Raw genomic sequence first — 21226 nt, 5'->3', positions numbered from 1 at the left:
CGTCGTGGGCGCCGAGCTCATCCCCATGGCCTTCACCACCGGGTGGGGCAGCGGCATCAACGCGTACGCGGTCGTGCTCGTCCTCGGGCTGGCCGACAAGATCTTCAACCTCAGCCAGATCCCGAACGCCCTGGCCCGCACCGACGTGCTCATCGGCGCCGGGATCCTCTTCGCGGTCGAGATGCTCGCCGACAAGATCCCCTACGTCGACTCCGTCTGGGACTCCGTGCACACGGTCGTCAGGCCGGCGGTCGGGGCCACCATCGGCTACCTCATCGGTCACGACACGGCGAGCCTCGACGCCGCGGTCGGCGCAGCGACCGGCGGTGTCACCGCCCTCATCTCGCACGGGATCAAGGCCGGCCTGCGCGCTGCCGTCAACACCTCACCCGAGCCGGCGAGCAACGTCCTCGTCAGCACCACCGAGGACGTCACGGTCACGGGCGTCACCGCCCTCGCCATCGCCCACCCGTGGCTGGCCGCGACCATCGCCTTCGTCCTCCTCGCGCTCGGGGCCTTCCTCGTCTACAAGCTCGCCGGCCGCATCCGTCGCTACAAGCGGCGCTACGACGCGTGGGGCGAACGCATCGGCATCTCCGCACCGTCCGGACGCCGCGGCCCCGCCACCGGGGCCGCGCCCGACCCCGGGACCGCGCCACCGCCGCGCCCCGACGTCAGACCGGGGCAACCCTTCGACCAGGAGACCTGACCCGCCCCGGTCGCCGAAAGGCCGCTCACAGGTCCGCCCTGCCTTCACAGGAGGTCCCCACGCCCACGAGGGGGTGGGCACAGGGCCGCCGCCGACGGTGGACACAGCCGGCACGAGGCCGGCCCATCGAAGGAGTGGGACGCATGAAGAACAAGACCATCGCCCTGGCAGGCGCCGGCATCGTGGCCGCCTCGGCCCTCGCGCTCGGCGGCGCAGCCCTCGCCAGCGCGGACGAGACGGGCAGCACCGGCACGGCGACGAGCGGCGCCTACGGGCAGGTCGGCGAGGGCGCACGCGCCGGCTCCGGCATGAACGGCAACACCGACCCGACCAAGCCCATGCGCTCGGACGAGAAGCTGCTCACGGGCGACACGGCCGCCAAGGTGACGGCGGCGGCCAGGGCCAAGGAGCCCACCGCGACGATCGAGCGCGTCGAGACCGACTCGGACGGCGTCTACGAGGCGCACCTGGTGCGCACCGACGGCACCCACGTCACGGTGAAGGTCGACGCGTCCTTCGCCGTCACTGCGGTCCAGGAGGGCGGCCCCGGCGGTGGTCCCGGCGGGGGCGGCCGCGGTGGTGACCACGACGGCGACGGCCCCCAGGGCCAGCAGGGCCAGTCGGGTCAGCAGCCCCAGCAGGGTGAGGTGCCCACCTCCCCGAACGGCACGGCGACCACGCCCTCGAGCACGTGAGCACCTGACCACCTGGGCTCGCTCACGGCACGCACCATCCGACCGGACGGCCGGCCCTTCCCTGGGGGCCGGTCGTCCTCGGCGTTCGGCCGGCCGTCCGGTCGAGGCTCAGAGGTTGCCGAAGACCTCGAGCGTCGCCGACGAACGGTTCATCGTGATGAAGTGGATGCCGGGAGCGCCCTCGTCGAGCAGGCGACGGGACGACTCGGTGGCGATGGCCATTCCCTCGGCCCGCACGCCCTCCGCGTCGTCGCCGTGGCTCTCGAGCCGGTCGGTGACCGACGCCGGCATCGGCTGGCCCGCGAGCTGGGCCATGCGCGCGACCTGGCGTGCGTTGGTGATCGGCATGATCGCCGGGACGACCGGGAGCTGCGAGCCGCGGAGCGCGAGCTCGTCGCGCAGCCGCAGGTAGTTGTCGACGTCGAACACCATCTGGGTGATCGCGAACTCCGCGCCGGCCCGCTCCTTGCGGATGAGGGTCTCGGCGTCCTCGCTGATGTCGCCGGACTCGGGGTGACCGTCGGGGAAGGCCGCCACGCCGACGGTGAAGTCGCCCAACCCGCGGACGAGCGCGACGAGCTCGTCGGCGTGGTCGAGCCCGTCGGGGTGGGCGACCCAGGGCTGGCCGAGGCCCCCCTGGGGGTCACCGCGCAGGGCCAGTATGTTGCGGACCCCGGCTGCGGCATACGACCCGACGATGCTGCGCAGCTCGGCGACGGAGTGGCCGACGCAGGTCAGGTGCGCCATCGGCGTCAGCGACGTCTCCTCGAGGACGCGCTGGGTCAGGCGCACGGTGCGGCCGCGGGTGCCGCCGCCGGCGCCGTAGGTGATCGAGACGAAGCTCGGCGAGACCTTCTCGAGGCGCCGGATGGCGTCCCACAGCTGCGCCTCGGACGCGTCGTCCTTGGGCGGGAAGAACTCGAAGCTGAAGGTGGGGGTGTCGGCCTCGATCATCGCCGGGATGGACCGCGTGAACCGTTCCGCCCGCGCCATCGAGGATGCCGTGCCGTGTGCCATGCCGCACACCCTAGGCCGAGCAGGTCCACGACGCATGGGCGTGTTCACGGGGCGGTCGGGGCGCCGCGTAGGCTGACCACGATTCCCGCGACTCGATGGAGGACCCCGTGCAGACCCCCACCGACCTCGACGTGCTGCGCCGTCGGGTGCAGCAGGCGATCGACGGGCAGATCGCCGGGGCCACCCAGTCGCTCGCCGCGATCGGCGACGAGACGGCCCCGCTCGTGTCGGCGGTCACGGGACTGCTGACGGGCGGCAAGGGGCTGCGGGCCGGCTTCCTCTACTGGGGCTACCGCGCCGCCGGTGGCGCCGACTCCGACGCGCTCGTGCGCCTCGCCGCGAGCATGGAGTTCTTCCAGGGCGCTGCCCTGCTCCACGACGACGTCATGGACCGCAGCGACACCCGACGAGGTATGCCGTCCGCGCACCGCGCCGTCGCCTCGCTGCACCAGCAGCGCGGCTGGGCGGGCGACGCCGACCGGTTCGGTGAGGGCACCGCGATCCTCGCCGGCGACCTGTGCCTGACCTGGTGCGACGAGCTGTATGCCACGTGCGGGCTGCCCGGTGAGGAGCTCGCCCGGGGTCGGCAGCTCTTCGACTCCATGCGCACGCAGCTGATGGGCGGCCAGTTCCTCGACCTGCTGGAGTCGGCCCGCGGCTGGGACGGTCTCGACCTCGACGCCCGGATCGCCTCGGCCCGCAAGGTGATCCGTTTCAAGAGCGCGAAGTACACCATCGAGCACCCCCTGCTCATCGGTGCGCTCGTGGGTGGCGCCCCCGACGGCTCGCTGGCGCCCCTGTCGGACTACGGCCTGGCGCTCGGCGAGGCCTTCCAGCTGCGCGACGACCTGCTCGGCGTCTTCGGGGACCCCGACGCGACCGGCAAGCCCGCCGGCGACGACCTGCGCGAGGGCAAGCGCACGGTCCTCGTCGCGCACGCCCTCGATGCGGCGTCCGAGTCCCAGCGCGACGTCGTCGAGAGCCTGCTCGGCCGCGACGACCTGGAGCTGGACGGCGTCGAGTCGATCCGCCGGGTGCTCGTCGACACCGGAGCCGTCGACCGGGTCGAGAGCCTCATCTCCGACCTGGCCGACGACGCCTGCCGTGCGGTCGACCGGGCTCGCGACACGGGCTCCTACGACGCGGCGTCCCTCGACGTGCTCGAGGCGCTCGTGGCCGTCTCCACGGCGCGCCGGTCCTGACGGAGCGCGCCACCCGGCATACGCCCGGAGTGGTGACCTGACCGCTCACGGGCTGGCACGGGTGGGCTGGGGTGTGCTCGGGTGAGACCGCCCCTCGCTCAGGAGGCCATGCCCGTGCGCCGACGGCTCAGAAGGCGAGCTCCTGCGCGCGGCGCCGGATCTCGGTCTTGTGGCCGGCGATCATGGCGTCGATGGGCGCGCCCTCGACAGGCAGGGTGGCGTCGGGGGTGTGCAGCCACTCGATGATCTCGTCGTCGTTCATGCCGCCGTCGGCGAGGACGGTGAAGGTGCCGCGCAGCTCGGGCCGTGGGCCGGCCTCGTCGAAGAACTTCGCGGGGATGGCGACGACGCGCCGCTCGCCGATGCGGGCCGCGAGGACCTCGCGGTCGGTGACGAGCTGACGCACCTGCGAGAGCTGCAGGCCGAGCCGCTCGGCGGCGTCGGGCACGGTCAGCCACTCGCCGACGAGCGACTCGAGGTCGGGGGCCGTCCCGTCGCCGGGCTCGCCCGACTCGGTGGACTGGGTGGAAGGGGTGGGCTGCGGTGCAGGGGTCTCGCTCACGGAGCAAGAGTCTGCCACCGCCGGCGGGCAGGTCCGTCCCCCTGGGGTCGCCTGGGGTCCGCCGTCCGGGACCCCCCCGGACTCCCCCGCTCGGCTCCGTTCGGGTCCGCTGCTCGGAGCCATGGCTCGGGTGGCGCGCTCCGGTCAGGGGTGAGAGCGTGAATTACACGCATGTATTTTTACTTTAGTGCTCAATTGTGCGCTATCGTCACAGGCGCCACTTCGTTCACAAGCGTCCCAGAGCGACGTCCCAGCACGACGAGGCACCTCCAGACCCCTCGCACCTGTCCACCTCCGGCCCCGCACGCTCCCGCGGGACCGGGATCCGCTCTCGACAGCACGCCACCCCTTCCGAACGCCCCTCCACGCTCCTCGATCTCAGCCCGGGCCCCAGGAAAGGACTCCTCACCCCATGCCCTTCGCCGACGTCACCGCCCTCGCGCTGCCTGCCCACACCGCCGTCGCCCCCGTGGCCACCACGCCGTGGAAGACCGTCACGGTCCGTCCCGGCGACACGCTGTGGGACCTCGCCATCGCGCACCGATCGACCATCGCGGCGATCGTCGAGAAGAACCGCCTGAGCAGCGGCGGGGCGCTGATCATGCCCGGGCAGAAGCTGCTCGTCCCGGTCCGCCTCACCGCGGTGAAGACGGCTCCCAGGCCCGGTCCGGTCACGCCGACGAAGTCCTCCCCCAAGGACGCGGTCTACGTCGTGCGCTCCGGCGACACGATGGGCGCCATCGCCCAGCGCTACGGGGTGTCGCTGACCAAGCTGCTCGCGGCCAACAAGATGAGCAGCTCGACGGTCATCTTCGTCGGGCAGCGGATCACCGTGCCGGCGGCGAGCTCCTCGGCCACGCCGAGCACGCCGTCCCCGGCCCCGACTCCCCCGCCCGGCTACCAGTACCCCAGCAAGACCGCTCAGGCCGTCGCCGAGAGCAAGGCGAAGCTCGCCGCCATGAGCGTGCCCAGCCGCACCGACACCATGGCGATGATCCGCGCGACGGCGACCCGCAACGGCGTGGACCCCAAGCTGGCGCTCGCCATCGCCTGGGTCGAGTCCGGGTGGTACCAGCGAGCCGTGTCCTACACGAACGCCGTGGGCGTCATGCAGCTCATGCCCGTCTCCGAGACGTGGGCCTCGCAGCTCGCCGGTCGCACGCTGGACCGCTTCGACACCCAGGACAACGTCACGGGCGGCGTGCTCATCATCCGGTCGCTCCTGGCCACCGCCGACTCCCGCGAGCAGGCCATCGCCGGCTACTACCAGGGCCTCTACTCGGTGCGGACCAAGGGCATGTACGACGACACGAAGAAGTACGTCGCCATCGTGCTCGCCGAGTACGACCGCCTCTGAGCGGTCCGCAGGGCCACCGCCCGGCCGCCGGCGCCACCGTGCGCGGGCGGCGGGCCGCCCCGGCTGGCCTGCACGGGTTGCCGGGGATCAGCCCGTAAACTTCGCTCCGTGACGTCCAGCGTGGCGGACGCCCTCGTCGGTCGGGTGATCGACGGCAGGTACCGCATCCTCTCCCACCTCGCAGACGGAGGCATGGCCTCCGTCTACGTCGCGCTGGACGGACGCCTCGACCGGGAGGTGGCGCTGAAGATCATGCGCCCGGGGCTCGCCACCGACGACGTCTTCGTCGAGCGCTTCCGCGCCGAGGCCCGGTCGGCCGCACGCCTCAGCCACCCCAACGTCGTGGCCGTCTACGACCAGGGTGAGGACGACGGAGAGGTCTTCCTCGCGATGGAGCTCATCGCCGGCAAGACCCTGCGCGACGTCATCCACGAGGAGGCGCCGCTCACGGCACGCGAGTCGCTCGCGATCCTCGAACCCATCCTGCTGGCGCTGCGCGCGGCGCACGCGGCCGGCATGATCCACCGGGACGTCAAGCCGGAGAACGTCATCGTGCGCCGCGACGGCGAGGTCAAGGTCGCGGACTTCGGCCTCGCCCGCGCCATCACCAACCAGGCGACGACGAGCCAGACCGGGGTGCTGCTCGGCACCGTCTCCTACCTCTCCCCGGAGCAGGTCGAGCGCGGCGTCGCCGACACCCGCAGCGACGTGTATGCCGCGGGCCTGCTGCTCTTCGAGATGCTCACCGGGAGCAAGGCCGTCACGGGCACGACACCGATCCAGATCGCGTACAACCACGTCCACGGCTCGATCGTCGCACCCTCCTCGCTCGTGCCCACCGTCCCGGGCGTGCTCGACGACCTGGTCGCCCGCGCGACCGCCGTCGAGCCGGACGACCGCTTCGATTCCGCCACGGCCTTCGTCACCGCGCTGCGCGAGGTGCGTCGCGGCCTGTCCGCGGGCGAGCTGGACCGACGCGGTGCGGGCCCCGGCCCCAGCGGCACGGCAGTCCTCGCCCCCGTCTCCTCGACGACTCGGCTCGTCCCCGTCGACCCGTCCCCGCGCTCCACGGCTGCCGCCGCGCCGGAGCGCCAGCGCACGCGTCCGACCGACGTCGGACGTCCTGCCCTCGCCGGCCTGCCCGTCCACGACGACGGCCCGGAGCTGGAGCACACGGCAGCCATGCCCATCGACCGGGCGAGAGGCGAGAAGGGACGGCGACGCTGGCTGCTCTGGCTCGCGGCCCTGCTCGTCGTGGGTGGCGGCGCGTTCGGCGGGTGGTGGTTCACGGCCGGTCCGGGCGGCTCGACCATCGTGCCGGCCGTCGTCGGCGAGCAGCTCTCCCAGGCCGAGGGCCAGCTGCAGCAGGCGTCCCTGTCGATGGACACCGTCGAGGAGTTCTCCGAGGCCAAGGCGCAGGGCGTCGTGCTGCGCGTCGAGCCGGGCGTGGGCAGCCACCTCGGCAAGGACTCGACGGTGCGCGTCGTCGTCTCCAAGGGCAAGGAGCGGTATGCCGTCCCGACGCTCGTCGGGGTCAAGGTCGGCGACACGGGCACCGCCCTGTCCCCCCTGACCCTCCGGCTCGGGGACACGTCGAAGGCCTGGAGCGAGACGGTGCCCGAGGGTGTGGTCATCTCCCAGGACCCGGCACCCGGGGCGTCGGTCAAGCGCAACACCGCCGTCTCCGTCGTCGTCTCCAAGGGCCGTCGCCCCATCGAGGTCCCCACCGTCACGGGCGCAGCCTTCGACGCCGCCTCGGCCACCCTCACCAAGGCCGGGCTCACGGTCCAGCGGGGCGACGACGTCAACAGCGACACCGTCCCGGCCGGCCAGGTCGTCTCGCAGTCCCCCGACAAGGGCACGCTCCACCAGGGCGACCCGGTCAAGCTCGTCGTCTCCAAGGGTCCCGTCATGGTGCCGGTGCCCAACGTCGTCGGCCGCTCGTCCGCGGACGCCGAGAAGGCGCTGACCGACCTCGGCTTCACCGTCAAGAAGGAGGCCGGCCTCTTCGGGCCCGTCCTCGACCTCGTGCAGCACCAGAGCGTCAACGGTGGGGACTCGGCGCCGAAGGGCAGCACGATCGTCCTGACCGTCGTCTGAGGCTCGGTGACCGGTTCGGCGCGCTCGCGCCTCGCAACGATCCTGCTCGTCTCGCTGACCGCCGTCTGGGGCTCGACCTTCTTCCTCATCCGCGACCTCGTGCAGTCGCTGCCCGCGATGGACTTCCTCGCGGTGCGCTTCACCATCTCGGCCGTCGTCATGCTCGTCGTCTTCTGGCGGCCTGTCCGTGCCCTCAGCCGCCGGCAGGTCCTCGTCGGGGCGGGTCTCGGCGTGCTCTACGGGCTGGCCCAGATCTTCCAGACCGTGGGACTCGCGACGACGCCGGCCTCGGTGTCCGGCTTCGTCACGGGCACCTACGTCGTGCTGACCCCCGTCTTCACCGCCGTGATCCTGCGCGAGCGAGTGCCCGGATCGACCTGGGCCGCAGTCGGGCTCGCGACCGGTGGCCTCGCGTTGCTGTCCCTCAACGGACTCTCGGTCGGGGCCGGCGAGGCGATCACGCTGCTCGCTGCAGCCCTCTACGCGCTGCACATCGTGGGGCTCGGGCGCCACAGCGCCTCCGAGATCGCGACGGGCCTGTCGGTCGTGCAGATGATCGTCATCGCCGTCATCTGCGTCGTCGGGGCCCTTCCCGGGGGCATCGTGCTGCCGAGCACGACGCGCCAGTGGGGCACCGTCATCTACATGGTGGTCTTCGCGAGCATCCTGGCGCTGTGGGTGCAGACGTGGGCGCAGGCGCACCTCCCGGCCACCCGGGCCGCGATCGTCATGACGCTCGAGCCGGTCTTTGCCGCGTTCTTCGCCGTGACCCTCGGCGACGAGGCCGCGACGCTCCGGATGGTGCTCGGCGGCGCCCTCGTGCTCACGGCGATGTATGCCGTCGAGATCCTCGCCCGTCGACGCCCGGGCGAGCTGCCTGCCGAGGTACTCCACCACGAGGTCTGACGCGCCGCTCGCACGCACCGAACGCAGCGTTCGGTGGCGAAAACGGTGTTCTACCAGTGAGTTCGGCGGCGAACGCAGCGTTCGGTGGCGGAACCGGGACGGGTCTCAGGCGTCAGGGGCCGAGCGCAGCAGTGCCGTGAGGACGTCGATCGCGGCGTCGGTGCCTGCGTCGTCGACGTCCAGGTGCCAGACGAGGCGCACGGCACCGGGCCCCACGGCATACGTCCTGACACCCTCGGTGAGCGCGGCTGCGACGAAGTCCGCCGACGTCCACCCCACAGCGGCCACGTCGACGATGACGATGTTGGTCTCGACCGTCGCGAGGTCGACGGAGCCGGGTGCCGCCTCGGCCATCGCCTCAGCGGCACGTCGTGCCCGCGCGTGGTCGTCGGCCAGCCGCTCGACGTTGTGGTCGAGCGCGAAGAGCCCTGCAGCAGCGAGGATCCCGGCCTGACGCATGCCTCCCCCGAAGCGCTTGCGCCAGATGCGCGACTCGGCCATCGCGTCGGCCGAGCCGACGAGGACGCTCCCGACGGGTGCCCCGAGGCCCTTGCTGAGACAGATGGACACGGTGTCGAACTCGGCGCCGTAGACACCGACCGGCACGCCGGAGGCGACGTGGGCGTTGAAGAGGCGCGCCCCGTCGAGGTGCATGGCGACACCGCGCGCCTGCGTCAGCTCGCGGGCCCGATGGATCTCGCTCAGCGACTGCACGGTGCCGCCGCCGAAGTTGTGGGTGTTCTCGACGACCACGAGCGAGGTGCAGACCTGGTAGGGCCCGACCCCGGTGATCATGAGCGAGGCGGCGTCGTCGGCGCGGAACCGGCCGCGCTCGGAGACCCAGGTGCGCGACGAGATGCCCGAGAGCACGGCCGCAGCGCCCAGCTCGGCCCGCACCACGTGCGCGAGGGAGTCCCCGACGAGCTCCTCCCCCGGCTTGACGTGCAGCCGCACGCCCAGCTGGTTGGCCATCGAGCCCGAGGGCGTGAAGAGCGCGGCCTCGTGGCCCAGCAGTCCCGCCACACGTTCCTCGAGAGCCCGCAGCGTCGGGTCCTCGCCGAAGACGTCGTCGCCGACCTCGGCCCGAGCCATGGCCTGGCGCATCGCCTCGGAGGGCCGGGTCAGGGTGTCGCTGAGCAGGTCCGCCCGGAAGGGACTCGTCGCCGCCACCGGCTCAGGCCTGGCCGAGCATCTCGGCCACGAGGAACGCGAGCTCGAGCGACTGCTGGTGGTTCAGGCGCGGGTCGCACACCGACTCGTAGCGCTTCTCGAGGTCGGAGTCGATGATCTTCTCCGCTCCGCCCAGGCACTCCGTGACGTCGTTGCCGGTGAGCTCCACGTGAATGCCGCCGGGGATCGTCCCGAGGGACTGGTGCACCTCGAAGAAGCCGCGGACCTCCTCGACGATGTCCTCGAAGTCGCGCGTCTTGTAGCCGGACGGGCTCTCGAACGTGTTGCCGTGCATGGGGTCGCAGATCCACGTCACGGTCGCGCCGGACGCCGTCACCTTGTCGACAAGGGCGGGGAGGGCGTCCCGGATCGTGCCGGCACCCATCCGCGTGATGAAGGTCAGGCGGCCCGGGGTGCGGTTGGGGTCGACCTTGTCGATGAGGCGCAGGACCTCGTCGATGTCGGCCTTCGGGCCGAGCTTGACGCCGATCGGGTTGCTGATGCGCGAGACGAAGTCGACGTGGGCGCCGTCGAGCTGGCGGGTGCGCTCACCGACCCACACGAAGTGGCCCGAGGTGTCGTAGAGGCGCCCCGAGCGCGAGTCGATGCGCGTGAGCGGGCGCTCGTAGTCGAGCAGGAGGGCCTCGTGGGCCGCGTAGAACTCGACGGTGCGCATGGCGTCGAAGTCGGCGCCGCACGCAGCCATGAACTTCATGGCCTTGTCGATGTCCTTGGCGATCTTCTCGTAGCGCTGGTTGGCCGAGTTGGCGACGAAGCCGCGGTTCCAGTCGTGCACGTGTCGCAGGTCGGCGAATCCGCCTGTCGTGAAAGCGCGCACGAGGTTGAGGGTCGCCGAGCTCGCGTGGTACGCGCGGACGAGGCGCTGCGGGTCGGGGATGCGGGCGGTCTCGTGGAAGGCGAAGTCGTTGACCATGTCGCCGCGGAAGGCGGGCAGGGTCACGCCCTCACGGGTCTCGACGGTCGAGCTGCGCGGCTTGGCGTACTGCCCGGCCATGCGGCCGATCTTGATGATCGGGACGGACGCGCCGTAGGTCAGCACCGCAGCCATCTGCAGGATCGTCTTGATGCGGTCGCGGATGTTGTCGGCGGTCGCGGACGCGAAGGTCTCGGCGCAGTCGCCGCCCTGGAGCACGAAGGCCTCGCCGACGGCGGCCTTGGCCATCCGGTCGGTGAGGATGTCGCACTCCCCGGCGAAGACGAGCGGAGGATACGAGGCGAGGGTCTCGATCACCTCGGCCAGCGCGGCCGTGTCGGGCCAGGCAGGCTGCTGCTGGGCCTCGAGCTCGGCGGCGGCAGCCGTGAGGGCGGCCAGGGCCTCGGCCCCGTTCTCGGGGTCGAGTCCGGCATCGGCGGTGACGGTCCTCGTGTTCACCCCGTCAGCGTAGACGTCGCCGCAGGGTGCTCCGGCACGGGTCCGCATCCCGAAACCTCCGCGACGTGAGGTGTCACCGAGGTCGTATGCCGTGTCGTCCCGTCCCGCGCGACGGCGCCGTTGCGGGTAGCCGGGCCGGGCAGCTCGTCCGTGACGACATCAGGCGTCAGGCCCAGCCTCTGGCCCAGCCTCAGGCCCGCCCTGAGGGCCGGCCTCAGGTCGGGTCGGCCAGGTCGAGGCCGCGCTCCATGGCGAAGCGGACGAGCTCGACCCGGTTGTGCATCTGGAGCTTGCCGAAGATGTTCTGCACGTGGTTCTGCACGGTGCGGTGCGAGAGGAAGAGGGTCGCGGCGATCTCCTTGTAGCCCATGCCGGTCGCGACGTACTTGAGGATCTCCGTCTCGCGGTCGGTGAGCTCCGGGATGGGCCGCTCCGCGCTGCCGCCGCCCTCGGCCTTGACGCGCCGGAACTCCCCGAGCACGAGCCCCGCCAGCCCTGCGGTGAAGACGGGCTCGCCCGCGGCCGTGGCGCGGACCGCCGCGAGGAACTCCTCGCGCCCGGCCGACTTCACGAGGTAGCCGAGCGCTCCGGCCTTGACGGCGTCGAGGACGTCCTGGTGGTCGCCGCTGGCCGACAGGATCAGGATCCTGGTCGGCACCCGGGCCGCGGCCAGGGCGGCGCAGACCTCGGCGCCGGTGAGGCCGGGCAGGTTGAGGTCGAGGACGAGGACGTCGGGCACGGTCGCCCGCGTGCGGGCCACGGCCGAGCGCCCGTCGTCGGCAGTCGCGAGCACCTCGAAGCCGGCGTCGGCGAGGTCGCGGGCGACGGCGTCGCGCCACATCGGGTGGTCGTCCGCGACCACGACTCGGATGTGCTCGGGCCGCTCGCTGCTCCCCTGCGGCATGGCGTCCTGCTGCTCCGTCACGATGCTCCTCGTCCCTGTGTCCGGGTGCCCGCCTGCCTGTCGGCGATGCGGTCCGGCTGGTGACCATGGTGTCGGTGGGAGGGCCGCGCCGTCCGGCGATTCGGGATCCGCATCTCCACCGTCGTGCCTCCGGCCGGACCCGACGAGACCGTCGCGGTGCCGCCGAGGTCGGACAGTCGTCCGAGGATGCTCGAGGAGACACCGAGGCGTCCTTGCGCGACGGCCTGCTCCAGACGCCCGGAGGGCACGCCACGCCCCGAGTCGCGGATCGTCACCGCCACCTCGTCGCCGGCATCGTCGAGCAGCACCCACGCCTGGGCGTCCTCGCCGGCGTGCTGGCGCACGTTGTCGAGCGCCGCCTCGACGGCTGCGACCACCTCGTCGGCCACCCGCCGGGGCAGGAGCACCGCGTCCGCAGGGGACACGAGCTGCACACCGTCGCGCTCGACGTGGCGCAGCAACCCGCGCAGGTCGGCGTCGCCGCTGACGGCACGGCCCACCTCGGCGAGGTCGGTCTGGCTGACGAGGGTGCGCAGGATGCGTTCCTGCTCGCCCGCCATGGCGCCGAGACGAGCCGCCTCGCCCCCGAGGTCGGTGGCGCGACGGTTGATGAAGGCCAGGGTCTGGAGCACGCCGTCGTGGACGGTGCGGGCCAGACGGTCACGCTCGGCACGGGCCGCGTCGAGCCGCATCGCCTCCGCGAGGGCTTCGTGGCTCGAGCGTGCGAGGTCGACGCAGTAGCCGATGCAGCCGCCGAGGAGCAGACCGAAGATCGAGTTTGTGACGGTGTTGGGGGTGGGCTCGACGACCTCCACGAAGGAGCAGGCCGCGACGAACGACGCGGCCGCGAGTCCACCGCGCCAGCCACGCAGCACCGCGAACCCGACGACGGCGGCCGTGGGCCAGATCGACGGGATGGTCTTGGCCCCCGCGGTGATCACCTGCGGGTCGTCCACGAGGCGCGTGGCGAGGATCGCGGAGCAGCCGATGGCGAGCTCGATCGCGTAGGCGCGCACGGTGCGGACCGGCTGCAGGGTCACGGCGACGGTCCATCCGGCGAGCACCCCGAGGACCGCGACGCCGAGGGCGAGGTGGGCTATCTGCTCGTGGCGCTCCCACGTCGACCACACGGCATACGCCAGGGCCAGCCAGCGGAAGACGTCGATGCCGCGCCAGAGCCCTCGGACGATGGCGTGCTCGTCGTCGAGGACCGCGCTCGTCGACGCGGCGACGACGGGCGTGGCTGCGTCGTCGGCCATGACGTCAGGAGGCCGCCACGACGGGTGCGTCGCCGTCGTCGCCGGTGTTGCGACCGTCGCCGTGGTCGAGCCTCGTCGTGTCGACGGACCCCTCGGCCGACGTGTCGGGACCCGAGCCCTGCTCGCCCGTGACGGCGCCCTTCGACGGCCGAGGCTTGCCCTCGGCGGCGTCGAGGGCCTCCTCGAGCTCGGGCGCTGCGCTGCCCGGCTTGGCGGCGTCCTGCAGCTCACGTGCCTTGGCCCGGGCCGCGGAGACGAGGCGGTCCTTCATCGACGTGGCGTACATGTCGACGTACTCCTGGCCCGACAGCAGCATCAGCTCGTACATGATCTCGTCGGTGATCGAGCGCAGGACGAAGCGGTCGTCCTCCATGCCCTCGTAGCGGGAGAAGTCGAGCGGCTTGCCGACCCGGACCCCGACCCGCATGATCCGCGGGATGACCTTGCCGGTGGGCTGCGCCTTGTCCGTGCCGATCATGGCGACGGGGATAACGGTGACCTTGCCCTCGAGGGCCATCCGCGCGACACCGGTGCGACCGCGGTAGAGGCGGCCGTCGGGCGAGCGGGTGCCCTCGGGGTAGATGCCGAGCAGCTCGCCGCGGCGCAGGACCTTCAGGCCGGAGTTGAGCGCGGCGTTGCTCGCCTTGCCGCCGGACCGGTCGACGGGAAGCTGCCCGACGCCCCGGAAGAAGGCGGCCGTCAGGCGGCCCTTGATGCCGCGGCCCGTGAAGTAGTCGCTCTTCGCGAGGAAGGTGACGCGCCGGGAGACGACGAGCGGCAGGAAGATCGAGTCGGAGAAGGACAGGTGGTTGCTCGCGAAGATCGCGGCACCCTCTTCGGGGATGTGCTCCTCGCCCTCCACCCAGGGGCGGAAGACGAGCCTGACGATCGGCCCGATGACGATCGTCTTGAGGAACCAGTAGAACAACCGTGTCCGCCTTCCGTCCGTGACGGCTCGAACTCTACGACACTCGCGCCCGCCCAGCGGGGCATGCGAGGATCAGTGGGTTCAGTCGCCTCCCCCGAGGAGTCCCATCGTGACGGTCCCTTCCGACGCCGCAGCCGTCTGCCGGCTGCCCGCGCGACGGACCCGGAGCACCGCGTCGTGAGCGACCCCGACCTCGACGCGGAGTTCGCGCGCATCGTCGCCGGGTGGGACGCCGAGGCGCCCGACCCGCTGCCACGCGCCGCTGCCGCCGACCTCGTCACCGATCCCGACACGGCCGGGTCCAACGGGGTGGACGCCGACGGTCCGGCCGACGGTCCTGGCTCTCCCGACGCGTCCCATCCCGACGGCGCGACGGGCCAGGGCGGGCCGGCGACCGCGGCACCGACGCCGTCGAAGCCGACGAACCCGCCGGCCACGACGAACGCTCCGAAGCCCGGGCGCCCGGCCGGGCCGCCGAACCCGGCCGGCCCCTCGAGCCCGCCGAGCTCGTCGGGCCTGCTGGAGCTGCCGATCGCGCCGACGACCGCGCACGTCTGGCGGGGCAGCACCCGGCCCCGCGACGACGCCGGCGAGAGGGTCGACGACGACGACCACTTCGTCCCACCCTCCGACATCGACCTGCCGTCGGCCGAGACCGACCCGATGTTCTGGGCCATCGTCGGCGGCCTCGTGGGCGGCCCCCTCCTGCTGCTCTACGTGCTCTTCTTCGACCGCGACGGCAGCGACTGGTGGGTGGTGACCGCCCTGACCATGGTCGTCGTCGGCTTCGTGCTGCTGGTCCTGCGCGGTGGCAGCCAGCGCGACCCGTTCGACGACGGCACCCGCCTCTAGCACCCCTCGCGCAGGTCGAGGTCGACCCAGACGGGCCGATGGTCCGATGCCGCTGCGAGATCGAGCGCGTCCACCCCGACGTCGGGCGTGCCGACGACCTCGAGGTCGCGTCCGGCGAAGATCGCGTCGAGCGCCACGGTGGGCCGGTCGGCGGGATAGGTGGGCAGGCTCGGGGAGGCAAGCGGGTGACGGGCCGCGATGAGGTCGTATGCCGCACCGCCGTGTCCCTCGTTGAGGTCCCCTGCGACGACCGTCCGGTCACCCGCCCGGTCGCCCACCCGGTCGAGCACGGTCCGGGCGTGCTCCCGTCGCTGCTGCGGTCGCAGGCCGAGGTGCACGCTGACGACCGTGACGGGACGCGCCCGCGGACCCGCGCCGGGGAGCGAGACGGTGGCGGCGGCATACCCCCGCGTCCGGTCGGGGAAGCGCACCCGGAGGCGACCCCGGGACACGCCGTGGACGACCACCCTCGGTGCCGTGAGGACGGCCGTGCCACCGGTGCCGCGACGGCCACCCGACCAGAGCAGGCGGCAGTCCCGCGCGAACGGCGGCAGCCGCAGCTCGGTCGTCAGCCGGCGCGGCACCTCCTGCAGGCACAGCACGTCCGGGGCGACGGCTCGGACGACCCTGGCGGCTGCGGCGCGGTCGTCGAGGAGGTCGTGGACGTTGTAGCTCATGACGCGCAGCACGTGCTGCGGCCGCGCCCCTCGCACGGCTCAGCGACCGGCGCGCGCCAGCTCGGCCGCCCCGATGAGGCCGGCGTCGCTGCCGAGAACGGCGCGCACGATCCGCGCCTCGGGCCGGTAGCCGCGGCCGGGCAGCTGGCGGCGGAAGGCCTCGCGCGCCGGGCCGATGAGCATCTCGTCCGCGGCGCTGACACCGCCCCCGATGACGAACAGGCCCGGGTCGAAGGCGGAGGCGAGGTTGGCCAGCCCGATCCCGAGCCACTCACCGATGTCGGCGAGCAGCTCGCGCGCGGTCGGGTCCCCCTCGCGCGCGGCCTCGGTGATGAACGGACCCGTCAGGGCCGAGGCATCCCCGCCGAGACGGGCGAGCAGGTCGGCCACGACGGGCGACCCGGCCTCGATCATGGCCCGGGCCTCGCGCACGAGCGCGTTGCCGCTCGCGTACTGCTCCCAGCAGCCGCGGTTGCCGCACTCGCAGCGGATGCCGCCCGGCATGATCTGCATGTGGCCGAACTCGCCGGCGATGCCGTGGCGGCCGCGCTCGACGTGGCCTTCGACGATGAGTGCACCGCCGATGCCCGTCCCCAGGGTGATGACGACGACGTGCGACTCGCCCCGCGCGGCGCCGAAGCACGCCTCGGCCCAGGCCGCGGCGTTGGCGTCGTTGTCGACGGTGATCGGCAGCTCGATGCGTTGCGCCAGGGCGTCACGCAGCGGCTCGTTGCGCCACGACAGGTGGGGGGCGAAGACCACGGTGGCCCGGTCCTCGGCGACGAAGCCCGCCGCGCCGATGCCCACGGCGACGACGTCGGCGGCATCGACCTGTCCCAGCAGCTCCTCGACCGACTCGACGATGGTGTCCTCGACGACGCGGGGCGAGGTCGAGCGGTGCGGGGTGTCGCGGCGGGTGCGGTGGGTGATCGCCCCCGACTCGTCCACGACACCGCCGGCGACCTTCGTGCCTCCGATGTCGATGCCGATGGCGAGTCGTCTGCTCATGAGCGTTCTCCCGGTCGGGTCCTGTCCGAGGTGGATGCGGTGGCGGAGGCGGGTGTCGTCGACGCGGTCGTCTCGGGTGCTGGTTCGGAGACAGGCCCGGGCTCGGACTCCGAGGCGGCGTCGCGGGCGGCGTCGCGGGCGGCGTCCGGGTGGGGCTCGGCCCGCCGCTCGCGCTGCGTCGCGGCCAGGTCACGCAGCGCCGTGGCGGCGAAGCCGACGAAGTCCGCGACCTTCTCGATGGTGTCGGGGTTGACCTGCTGGACGAAGGCGACGAGCTGGCACACCGGACACACCCGGCACGCCGCGGGGGTGCTCCCTCCGCAGGTGCACTCCCCCGTGCTCGTGCCGGACCGCTGCTGCGAGGAGCGCGACCCGTCGTGCTCGCTTTCGTGCCGGCTGTCGTGGCCGAGAGGCGCAGCGGAGCCGTCCTCCTTGTGGGAGGCGGCCGGCGGCATACCGGAAGAGCCTGCCCAGCTGCGTCGGGAGAGCAGGTCGACGAGGAGGGCGGCCTCCTCGGCCACGCTCCCGGGGGGCGAGGCCGCCTCAGGTCGTTCGGAGTGGGCAGCGCTGGTCGGCTCGGGCCGCACGGATCGCTCGGGCTGCTCGGACTGCGCGGCAGGACCGTCGGTCGGGGTCACGGTCGGTCAGGCCTCGACGCGCTTCTTCAGCTCCTTGAGCGCGGTGTCGACGATGACCTTCTCCGCCTTGCGCTTGAGCAGCCCGATCATGGGGATCTTGACGTCGACCGCGAGGCGGTAGGTCACCTTGGTCCCGGCACCGTCTGACGTCAGCGTGTAGGAGCCGTTCATCGCCTTGAGGACCTGCGCCGAGACGAGGGACCACGAGACGACTCCGGTGCCGTCCTCGACGACGTCCCACTCGTAGTCGAGCACGTAGGTGTCCTTGATGGCGCCGGCGTCGAGGGTGAACTGCACCTGGTCGGCCCAGCCGTCGCCCTCCTCGGCGAGCACGGCGACGTCCTTCACCTCACCCGCCCACTCGGGGTAGGCCTCGAAGTCCGCGATGACGTCGAGCACCTCGCCGGGAGGGGCGTCGATGACGATGGAGGACTCGGTGCGATCGGCCATGCGCCGAAGGCTATCGCGTCGACCACGGCCCGACGCTGCTTCGTGCGGCCCACGCCGGCGCGCGTCGGCTGCGTGCCAAGATGGTGACGACGGCAGCCCTGCGCCGAGGGCGGCGCGCCCGGACCGTTGACCACGCCCTGTGATCATGGTGACGTGGTCGCCGCGGTTACCGATCGGTAAGGTGCTGCACGGTTCCGCCCCCCGCGATCAGGAGTGACAGTGAAGGACAACGTCGTCGCACCACTTGCCCCCGTCACGACGGAGGGAAGCCTCGCGGACCTCCCCGTGCGCAACGCCAGGGAGAACGCCTCCGAGACGGCGTTCTCCCGCAAGACCCCGTCGGGGGGCTGGACCCACATCACCTGGACCCAGTTCGCCGACGACGTCGCTGCCGTGGCCCGAGGCCTCGTCGCCGCCGGTGTCGAGCCCGGGGACCGGGTCGCCCTCATGTCGCGCACCCGCTACGAGTGGACCCTCGTCGACTTCGCCGCCTGGACCGCCGGCGCCGTCGTCGTGCCGATCTACGAGACCTCCTCCGCCGAGCAGGTGCAATGGATCCTCTCCGACTCGGACACGCACCTGGTAGTCGTCGAGACCGACGCCCACCGCGCCACCGTCGAGCAGGTCCGGGACGAGGTGCCCTCGCTGCGCGAGATCGTCACCATCGACGGCGGCGGGCTGGACGCGCTGCGCGAGAAGGGCCATGCGGTGGCCGACGCCGACCTCGACCGCCGCCGCGCCGGGCTCGACCGCCGCTCGGTCGCGACCATCATCTACACCTCGGGCACGACGGGTCGCCCCAAGGGCTGCGAGCTGACCCACGGCAACTTCCTCGACCTCGCGGAGAACGCCATCGAGAAGCTGGGCGCGCTCGTGCTGACCGACAACGCCTCGACGCTGCTCTTCCTCCCGCTCGCGCACGTCTTCGCCCGCTTCATCGAGGTGCTCTGCGTGGCCGGACGTGCCCGCATGGGTCACTCGGCCGACATCAAGAACCTCCTCGACGACTTCGCGGGCTTCCAGCCGACGTTCGTGCTCGCCGTCCCGCGCGTCTTCGAGAAGATCTTCAACTCCGCCGAGGCCAAGGCGTCGGCCGAGGGCAAGGGCAAGATCTTCCTGCGCGCGGCGACCGTCGCGATCGCCTACAGCGAAGCCCTCGACGCCGGGGGGCCGGGCCTGGGGCTGCGTGTCCAGCACGCCGTGTTCGACCGCCTCGTCTACGGCAAGCTCCGCGCCGCCATGGGCGGCCAGGTGCGCTACGCCGTCTCCGGCGGCGCTCCCCTCGGCACCCGCCTCGGGCACTTCTACCGCGGCATCGGCGTGGTCATCCTCGAGGGCTACGGCCTCACCGAGACGACGGCCCCGGTCGCGGTCAACACCCCCGACCGGATCAAGATCGGCACCGTCGGGCCGCCCCTGCCGGGCACCGGCATCCGGATCGCCGACGACGGCGAGATCCTGCTCAAGGGCGTCGGCGTCTTCACCCGCTACCACGACAACCCGACGGCGACCTCCGACGCCATCGTCGACGGCTGGTTCCACACCGGTGACATCGGCGAGCTCGACGACGACGGCTACCTGCGGATCACGGGTCGCAAGAAGGAGATCCTCGTGACCGCGGGCGGCAAGAACGTCGCCCCGGCCGTGCTCGAGGACCGCCTGCGCTCGCACCCCCTCGTCTCGCAGTGCATCGTCGTCGGCGACCAGAAGCCCTTCGTCGGCGTGCTCCTGACGCTCGACGAGGAGATGTGGCCCCTCTGGGCCAAGAGCCACGGTGTCGAGGGCGTCTCGCTCGAGCAGGCCCGCACGCACCCGAAGGTGCTCGAGGCTCTCCAGGAGGCCGTCGACCGGGCCAACGACGCCGTGTCAAAGGCCGAGTCGATCCGGAAGTTCTCGGTGCTGCCCGGAGACTTCACCGAGGCGAACGGCTACCTCACGCCGTCGCTGAAGCTCAAGCGCAACGTCGTCATGAAGGACTTCGGCGACGAGGTGGAGAAGCTCTACGCCTGAGGCGTCAGCCGAGCAGGTGGCGCAGACGCGCCTGCCACTGCTGCACGAGGGCCGTGCGCGATGACCCCATGACCGAGCGCAACGCGTCGTCGACGGCTGCCTCGCGGTCGTCGAGACGGTCGGTCGGCGACGCGAGTCCTCCCGCGGCCGCGCGGTAGAGCCGGACGACGGCCTGGGTGCCGTAGCGGTCGGCGAGCGTGCGCAGGGCCAGCAGGGCCAGGCCGTATGCCGAGGCGAGGGTCTGCGTGCCGGGCTCGAAGTCCGCGTCGGCGGGCAGCGCGCCCGGCAGCCCCGAGGTCCTGGCACGCGCGAGAGCAGGAGCGACGACGGTTGCCTCCGGCAGGTTGATGGGCTCGTAGGCGACGAGCTCGGCGAAGCCCTCGGACAGCCAGACGGGCACGGCACGGGTGGTCGAGGCCCGCACCGTGACGTGGGTCAGCTCGTGGGTCATGACGACGTCGCGCCCGTCGGGTCGCAGCGACGTCCAGGCACCCGGCACGAGGACGATGCGGTCGGCCCCGGCCCGCTCGCCCGGGGTCAAGGGGCCGTCCGTCGCCGCAGCGACCCCCACGAGGTCGCCGGCCGAACGCCCGAGCAGGCGCGCTGCGTCGGCATCGGTGGCGGGCGAGACCCACACGGAGGGCCGCACCTCGCCCCACACGGCGGCGACGCGGGACGCTGCGGTCCGCGCGCGAGCGACCACCTCGTCGACCCGCGCGGGAGAGCCGACGGCGAGCACGAGGGCGGTCGGAGACCGGCGGACGACGAGTCCGGCCAGGTCCCACGGCTGGGGGCGGTCCGACGGGGCGCAGGAGGTGATGACGAGGGCGGCGGGACGGGCCGGATCTGCCTTGAACGTGAGGTCGAGGTCGAAGGTCCTGGGCGCCGTGTCGAAGTCACGGAGTCTGTACGTGAAGCTCGCCCTCACGTCCCACTCGACCTCGGTGCCCCGTGGAGCCGGCACGGGCGCGGTCACCTCGCGGACCCTGGTGAGCTCCATGTCGCTCGCCTGCATCGCCCTCATGCGTGCGAGGACCGCGGCCTGCTCGGCGCGCAGGGACGCGGCCGAGGTGCCCCCGAGAGGGGTCAGCCAGCCGGGCTCGTCCCCCGCGTCCGCCGCGGCGGCCCGGGCCCGGAGCAGCCGCGTCACGGCGTCGGTGCGCGCGGCCGCCCACGCCTGCGGAGGTAGGTCGGACGTCACCCCTGCTCCGGGGCCGCCCTCGGCGGTGGCGGTGGCGCGCGCACCGGTCGAGGAGGCGGGAGCCTCGGGCGCGGTGCATGCACCGAGGACGACCGCCACGGACGTCACGAGCGCAAGCGAGGCGGTCGGCCGACCAGAGGTGCGACGGCTGCGGCGGGACACCGCGT

At 72.5% G+C, this 21226-nt stretch carries 20 protein-coding genes; 8 read left to right on the top strand and 12 right to left on the bottom strand.

Annotated elements, in window-relative coordinates:
• The first annotated feature begins 4 nt into the window (after positions 1 to 4).
• The gene (locus tag ABD297_RS15935) at positions 5 to 709 is read left to right on the top strand and encodes a DUF4126 domain-containing protein (RefSeq protein WP_344256023.1); all 705 of its coding nucleotides are present in this window, start codon (positions 5 to 7) and stop codon (positions 707 to 709) included.
• Between the two features lie 143 nt (positions 710 to 852).
• Positions 853 to 1404, top strand: a complete 552-nt coding sequence (locus ABD297_RS15930) for a hypothetical protein (protein WP_344256022.1) — start codon at positions 853 to 855, stop codon at positions 1402 to 1404.
• Between the two features lie 108 nt (positions 1405 to 1512).
• Here ABD297_RS15930 and metF read toward each other — a convergent pair whose 3' ends face one another.
• Positions 1513 to 2421, bottom strand: coding sequence for a methylenetetrahydrofolate reductase [NAD(P)H] (gene metF / locus ABD297_RS15925; RefSeq protein ID WP_344256020.1), 909 nt, complete (start codon positions 2419 to 2421; stop codon positions 1513 to 1515).
• Positions 2422 to 2528: 107 nt separating this feature from the next.
• Here metF and ABD297_RS15920 point away from each other — a divergent pair, with 107 nt between their 5' ends.
• On the top strand, positions 2529 to 3623 hold the full coding sequence (locus tag ABD297_RS15920; RefSeq protein WP_344256019.1) for a polyprenyl synthetase family protein: 1095 nt from the start codon (positions 2529 to 2531) through the stop codon (positions 3621 to 3623).
• Between the two features lie 127 nt (positions 3624 to 3750).
• Here the strand turns inward: ABD297_RS15920 and ABD297_RS15915 are convergent, their stop codons facing one another.
• Positions 3751 to 4077, bottom strand: a complete 327-nt coding sequence (locus tag ABD297_RS15915) for an Rv2175c family DNA-binding protein (protein ID WP_344256107.1) — start codon at positions 4075 to 4077, stop codon at positions 3751 to 3753.
• Positions 4078 to 4597: 520 nt separating this feature from the next.
• Between ABD297_RS15915 and ABD297_RS15910 the strand changes: the two genes are divergently transcribed.
• The 3 genes from ABD297_RS15910 (at position 4598) to ABD297_RS15900 (ending at position 8548) form a co-directional block, all read left to right on the top strand.
• The gene (locus ABD297_RS15910; protein WP_344256018.1) at positions 4598 to 5542 is read left to right on the top strand and encodes a lytic transglycosylase domain-containing protein; all 945 of its coding nucleotides are present in this window, start codon (positions 4598 to 4600) and stop codon (positions 5540 to 5542) included.
• A 108-nt stretch (positions 5543 to 5650) separates the two neighbouring features.
• A complete protein-coding gene (pknB, locus tag ABD297_RS15905; protein WP_344256017.1) occupies positions 5651 to 7642 on the top strand; it encodes a Stk1 family PASTA domain-containing Ser/Thr kinase in 1992 nt (663 codons plus the stop codon).
• A 6-nt stretch (positions 7643 to 7648) separates the two neighbouring features.
• Positions 7649 to 8548, top strand: coding sequence for a DMT family transporter (locus ABD297_RS15900; RefSeq protein WP_344256016.1), 900 nt, complete (start codon positions 7649 to 7651; stop codon positions 8546 to 8548).
• Positions 8549 to 8653: 105 nt separating this feature from the next.
• Here ABD297_RS15900 and ABD297_RS15895 read toward each other — a convergent pair whose 3' ends face one another.
• From ABD297_RS15895 to ABD297_RS15875, 5 genes are all read right to left on the bottom strand, one after another.
• The gene (locus ABD297_RS15895) at positions 8654 to 9718 is read right to left on the bottom strand and encodes a threonine aldolase family protein (protein WP_344256015.1); all 1065 of its coding nucleotides are present in this window, start codon (positions 9716 to 9718) and stop codon (positions 8654 to 8656) included.
• Between the two features lie 4 nt (positions 9719 to 9722).
• A complete protein-coding gene (locus ABD297_RS15890; RefSeq protein WP_344256014.1) occupies positions 9723 to 11159 on the bottom strand; it encodes a class II 3-deoxy-7-phosphoheptulonate synthase in 1437 nt (478 codons plus the stop codon).
• Between the two features lie 166 nt (positions 11160 to 11325).
• Positions 11326 to 12036, bottom strand: a complete 711-nt coding sequence (locus ABD297_RS15885) for a response regulator (RefSeq protein ID WP_425581179.1) — start codon at positions 12034 to 12036, stop codon at positions 11326 to 11328.
• Positions 12033 to 13295, bottom strand: a complete 1263-nt coding sequence (gene macS, locus ABD297_RS15880) for a MacS family sensor histidine kinase (protein WP_344256013.1) — start codon at positions 13293 to 13295, stop codon at positions 12033 to 12035. Before macS ends, ABD297_RS15885 begins: the two co-directional genes overlap by 4 nt.
• A 4-nt stretch (positions 13296 to 13299) precedes the next feature.
• Positions 13300 to 14223 (bottom strand): lysophospholipid acyltransferase family protein, encoded by a 924-nt coding sequence (locus ABD297_RS15875; RefSeq protein WP_344256012.1) that lies wholly within the window; start codon positions 14221 to 14223, stop codon positions 13300 to 13302.
• A gap of 177 nt (positions 14224 to 14400) precedes the next feature.
• Between ABD297_RS15875 and ABD297_RS15870 the strand changes: the two genes are divergently transcribed.
• Positions 14401 to 15075 (top strand): hypothetical protein, encoded by a 675-nt coding sequence (locus ABD297_RS15870; protein WP_344256011.1) that lies wholly within the window; start codon positions 14401 to 14403, stop codon positions 15073 to 15075.
• Here ABD297_RS15870 and ABD297_RS15865 read toward each other — a convergent pair.
• The 4 genes from ABD297_RS15865 to ABD297_RS15850 are packed head-to-tail and all read right to left on the bottom strand — an operon-like array spanning position 15072 to position 17848.
• The gene (locus tag ABD297_RS15865) at positions 15072 to 15752 is read right to left on the bottom strand and encodes an endonuclease/exonuclease/phosphatase family protein (RefSeq protein WP_344256010.1); all 681 of its coding nucleotides are present in this window, start codon (positions 15750 to 15752) and stop codon (positions 15072 to 15074) included. The two genes, ABD297_RS15870 and ABD297_RS15865, sit on opposite strands and share 4 nt — an antisense overlap.
• Positions 15753 to 15791: 39 nt before the next feature.
• Positions 15792 to 16760, bottom strand: coding sequence for an ROK family glucokinase (locus ABD297_RS15860; RefSeq protein WP_344256009.1), 969 nt, complete (start codon positions 16758 to 16760; stop codon positions 15792 to 15794).
• Positions 16757 to 17398, bottom strand: a complete 642-nt coding sequence (locus tag ABD297_RS15855) for a hypothetical protein (protein WP_344256008.1) — start codon at positions 17396 to 17398, stop codon at positions 16757 to 16759. The genes ABD297_RS15860 and ABD297_RS15855 overlap by 4 nt, the downstream gene beginning before the upstream one ends.
• A gap of 6 nt (positions 17399 to 17404) precedes the next feature.
• Positions 17405 to 17848, bottom strand: a complete 444-nt coding sequence (locus ABD297_RS15850) for an SRPBCC family protein (RefSeq protein WP_344256007.1) — start codon at positions 17846 to 17848, stop codon at positions 17405 to 17407.
• A gap of 219 nt (positions 17849 to 18067) precedes the next feature.
• Here ABD297_RS15850 and ABD297_RS15845 point away from each other — a divergent pair, with 219 nt between their 5' ends.
• Complete coding sequence (locus ABD297_RS15845) at positions 18068 to 19858, top strand: AMP-dependent synthetase/ligase (protein ID WP_344256006.1); 1791 nt, start codon at positions 18068 to 18070, stop codon at positions 19856 to 19858.
• Between the two features lie 4 nt (positions 19859 to 19862).
• On the opposite strand, the gene ABD297_RS15840 is transcribed toward ABD297_RS15845, so the two are convergent.
• Positions 19863 to 21167, bottom strand: a complete 1305-nt coding sequence (locus tag ABD297_RS15840) for a hypothetical protein (protein ID WP_344256005.1) — start codon at positions 21165 to 21167, stop codon at positions 19863 to 19865.
• Positions 21168 to 21226 lie beyond the last annotated feature (59 nt).

The sequence above is a fragment of the Terrabacter carboxydivorans genome (assembly GCF_039532035.1).
GTDB classification, from domain to species: domain Bacteria; phylum Actinomycetota; class Actinomycetes; order Actinomycetales; family Dermatophilaceae; genus Terrabacter; species Terrabacter carboxydivorans.
Note: the sequence above shows the minus strand (reverse complement) of the source record. Positions and strands in the feature narration are given on the sequence as shown.

Coding starts and splice junctions, on each gene's coding strand:
- ABD297_RS15930 (WP_344256022.1), top strand. CDS start 853: ATGAAGAACAAGACCATCGCCCTGGCAGGCGCCGGCATCGTGGCCGCC.
- metF (WP_344256020.1), bottom strand. CDS start 2,421: ATGGCACACGGCACGGCATCCTCGATGGCGCGGGCGGAACGGTTCACG.
- ABD297_RS15910 (WP_344256018.1), top strand. CDS start 4,598: ATGCCCTTCGCCGACGTCACCGCCCTCGCGCTGCCTGCCCACACCGCC.
- ABD297_RS15890 (WP_344256014.1), bottom strand. CDS start 11,159: ATGCGGACCCGTGCCGGAGCACCCTGCGGCGACGTCTACGCTGACGGG.
- macS (WP_344256013.1), bottom strand. CDS start 13,295: ATGGCCGACGACGCAGCCACGCCCGTCGTCGCCGCGTCGACGAGCGCG.
- ABD297_RS15865 (WP_344256010.1), bottom strand. CDS start 15,752: ATGAGCTACAACGTCCACGACCTCCTCGACGACCGCGCCGCAGCCGCC.
- ABD297_RS15860 (WP_344256009.1), bottom strand. CDS start 16,760: ATGAGCAGACGACTCGCCATCGGCATCGACATCGGAGGCACGAAGGTC.
- ABD297_RS15850 (WP_344256007.1), bottom strand. CDS start 17,848: ATGGCCGATCGCACCGAGTCCTCCATCGTCATCGACGCCCCTCCCGGC.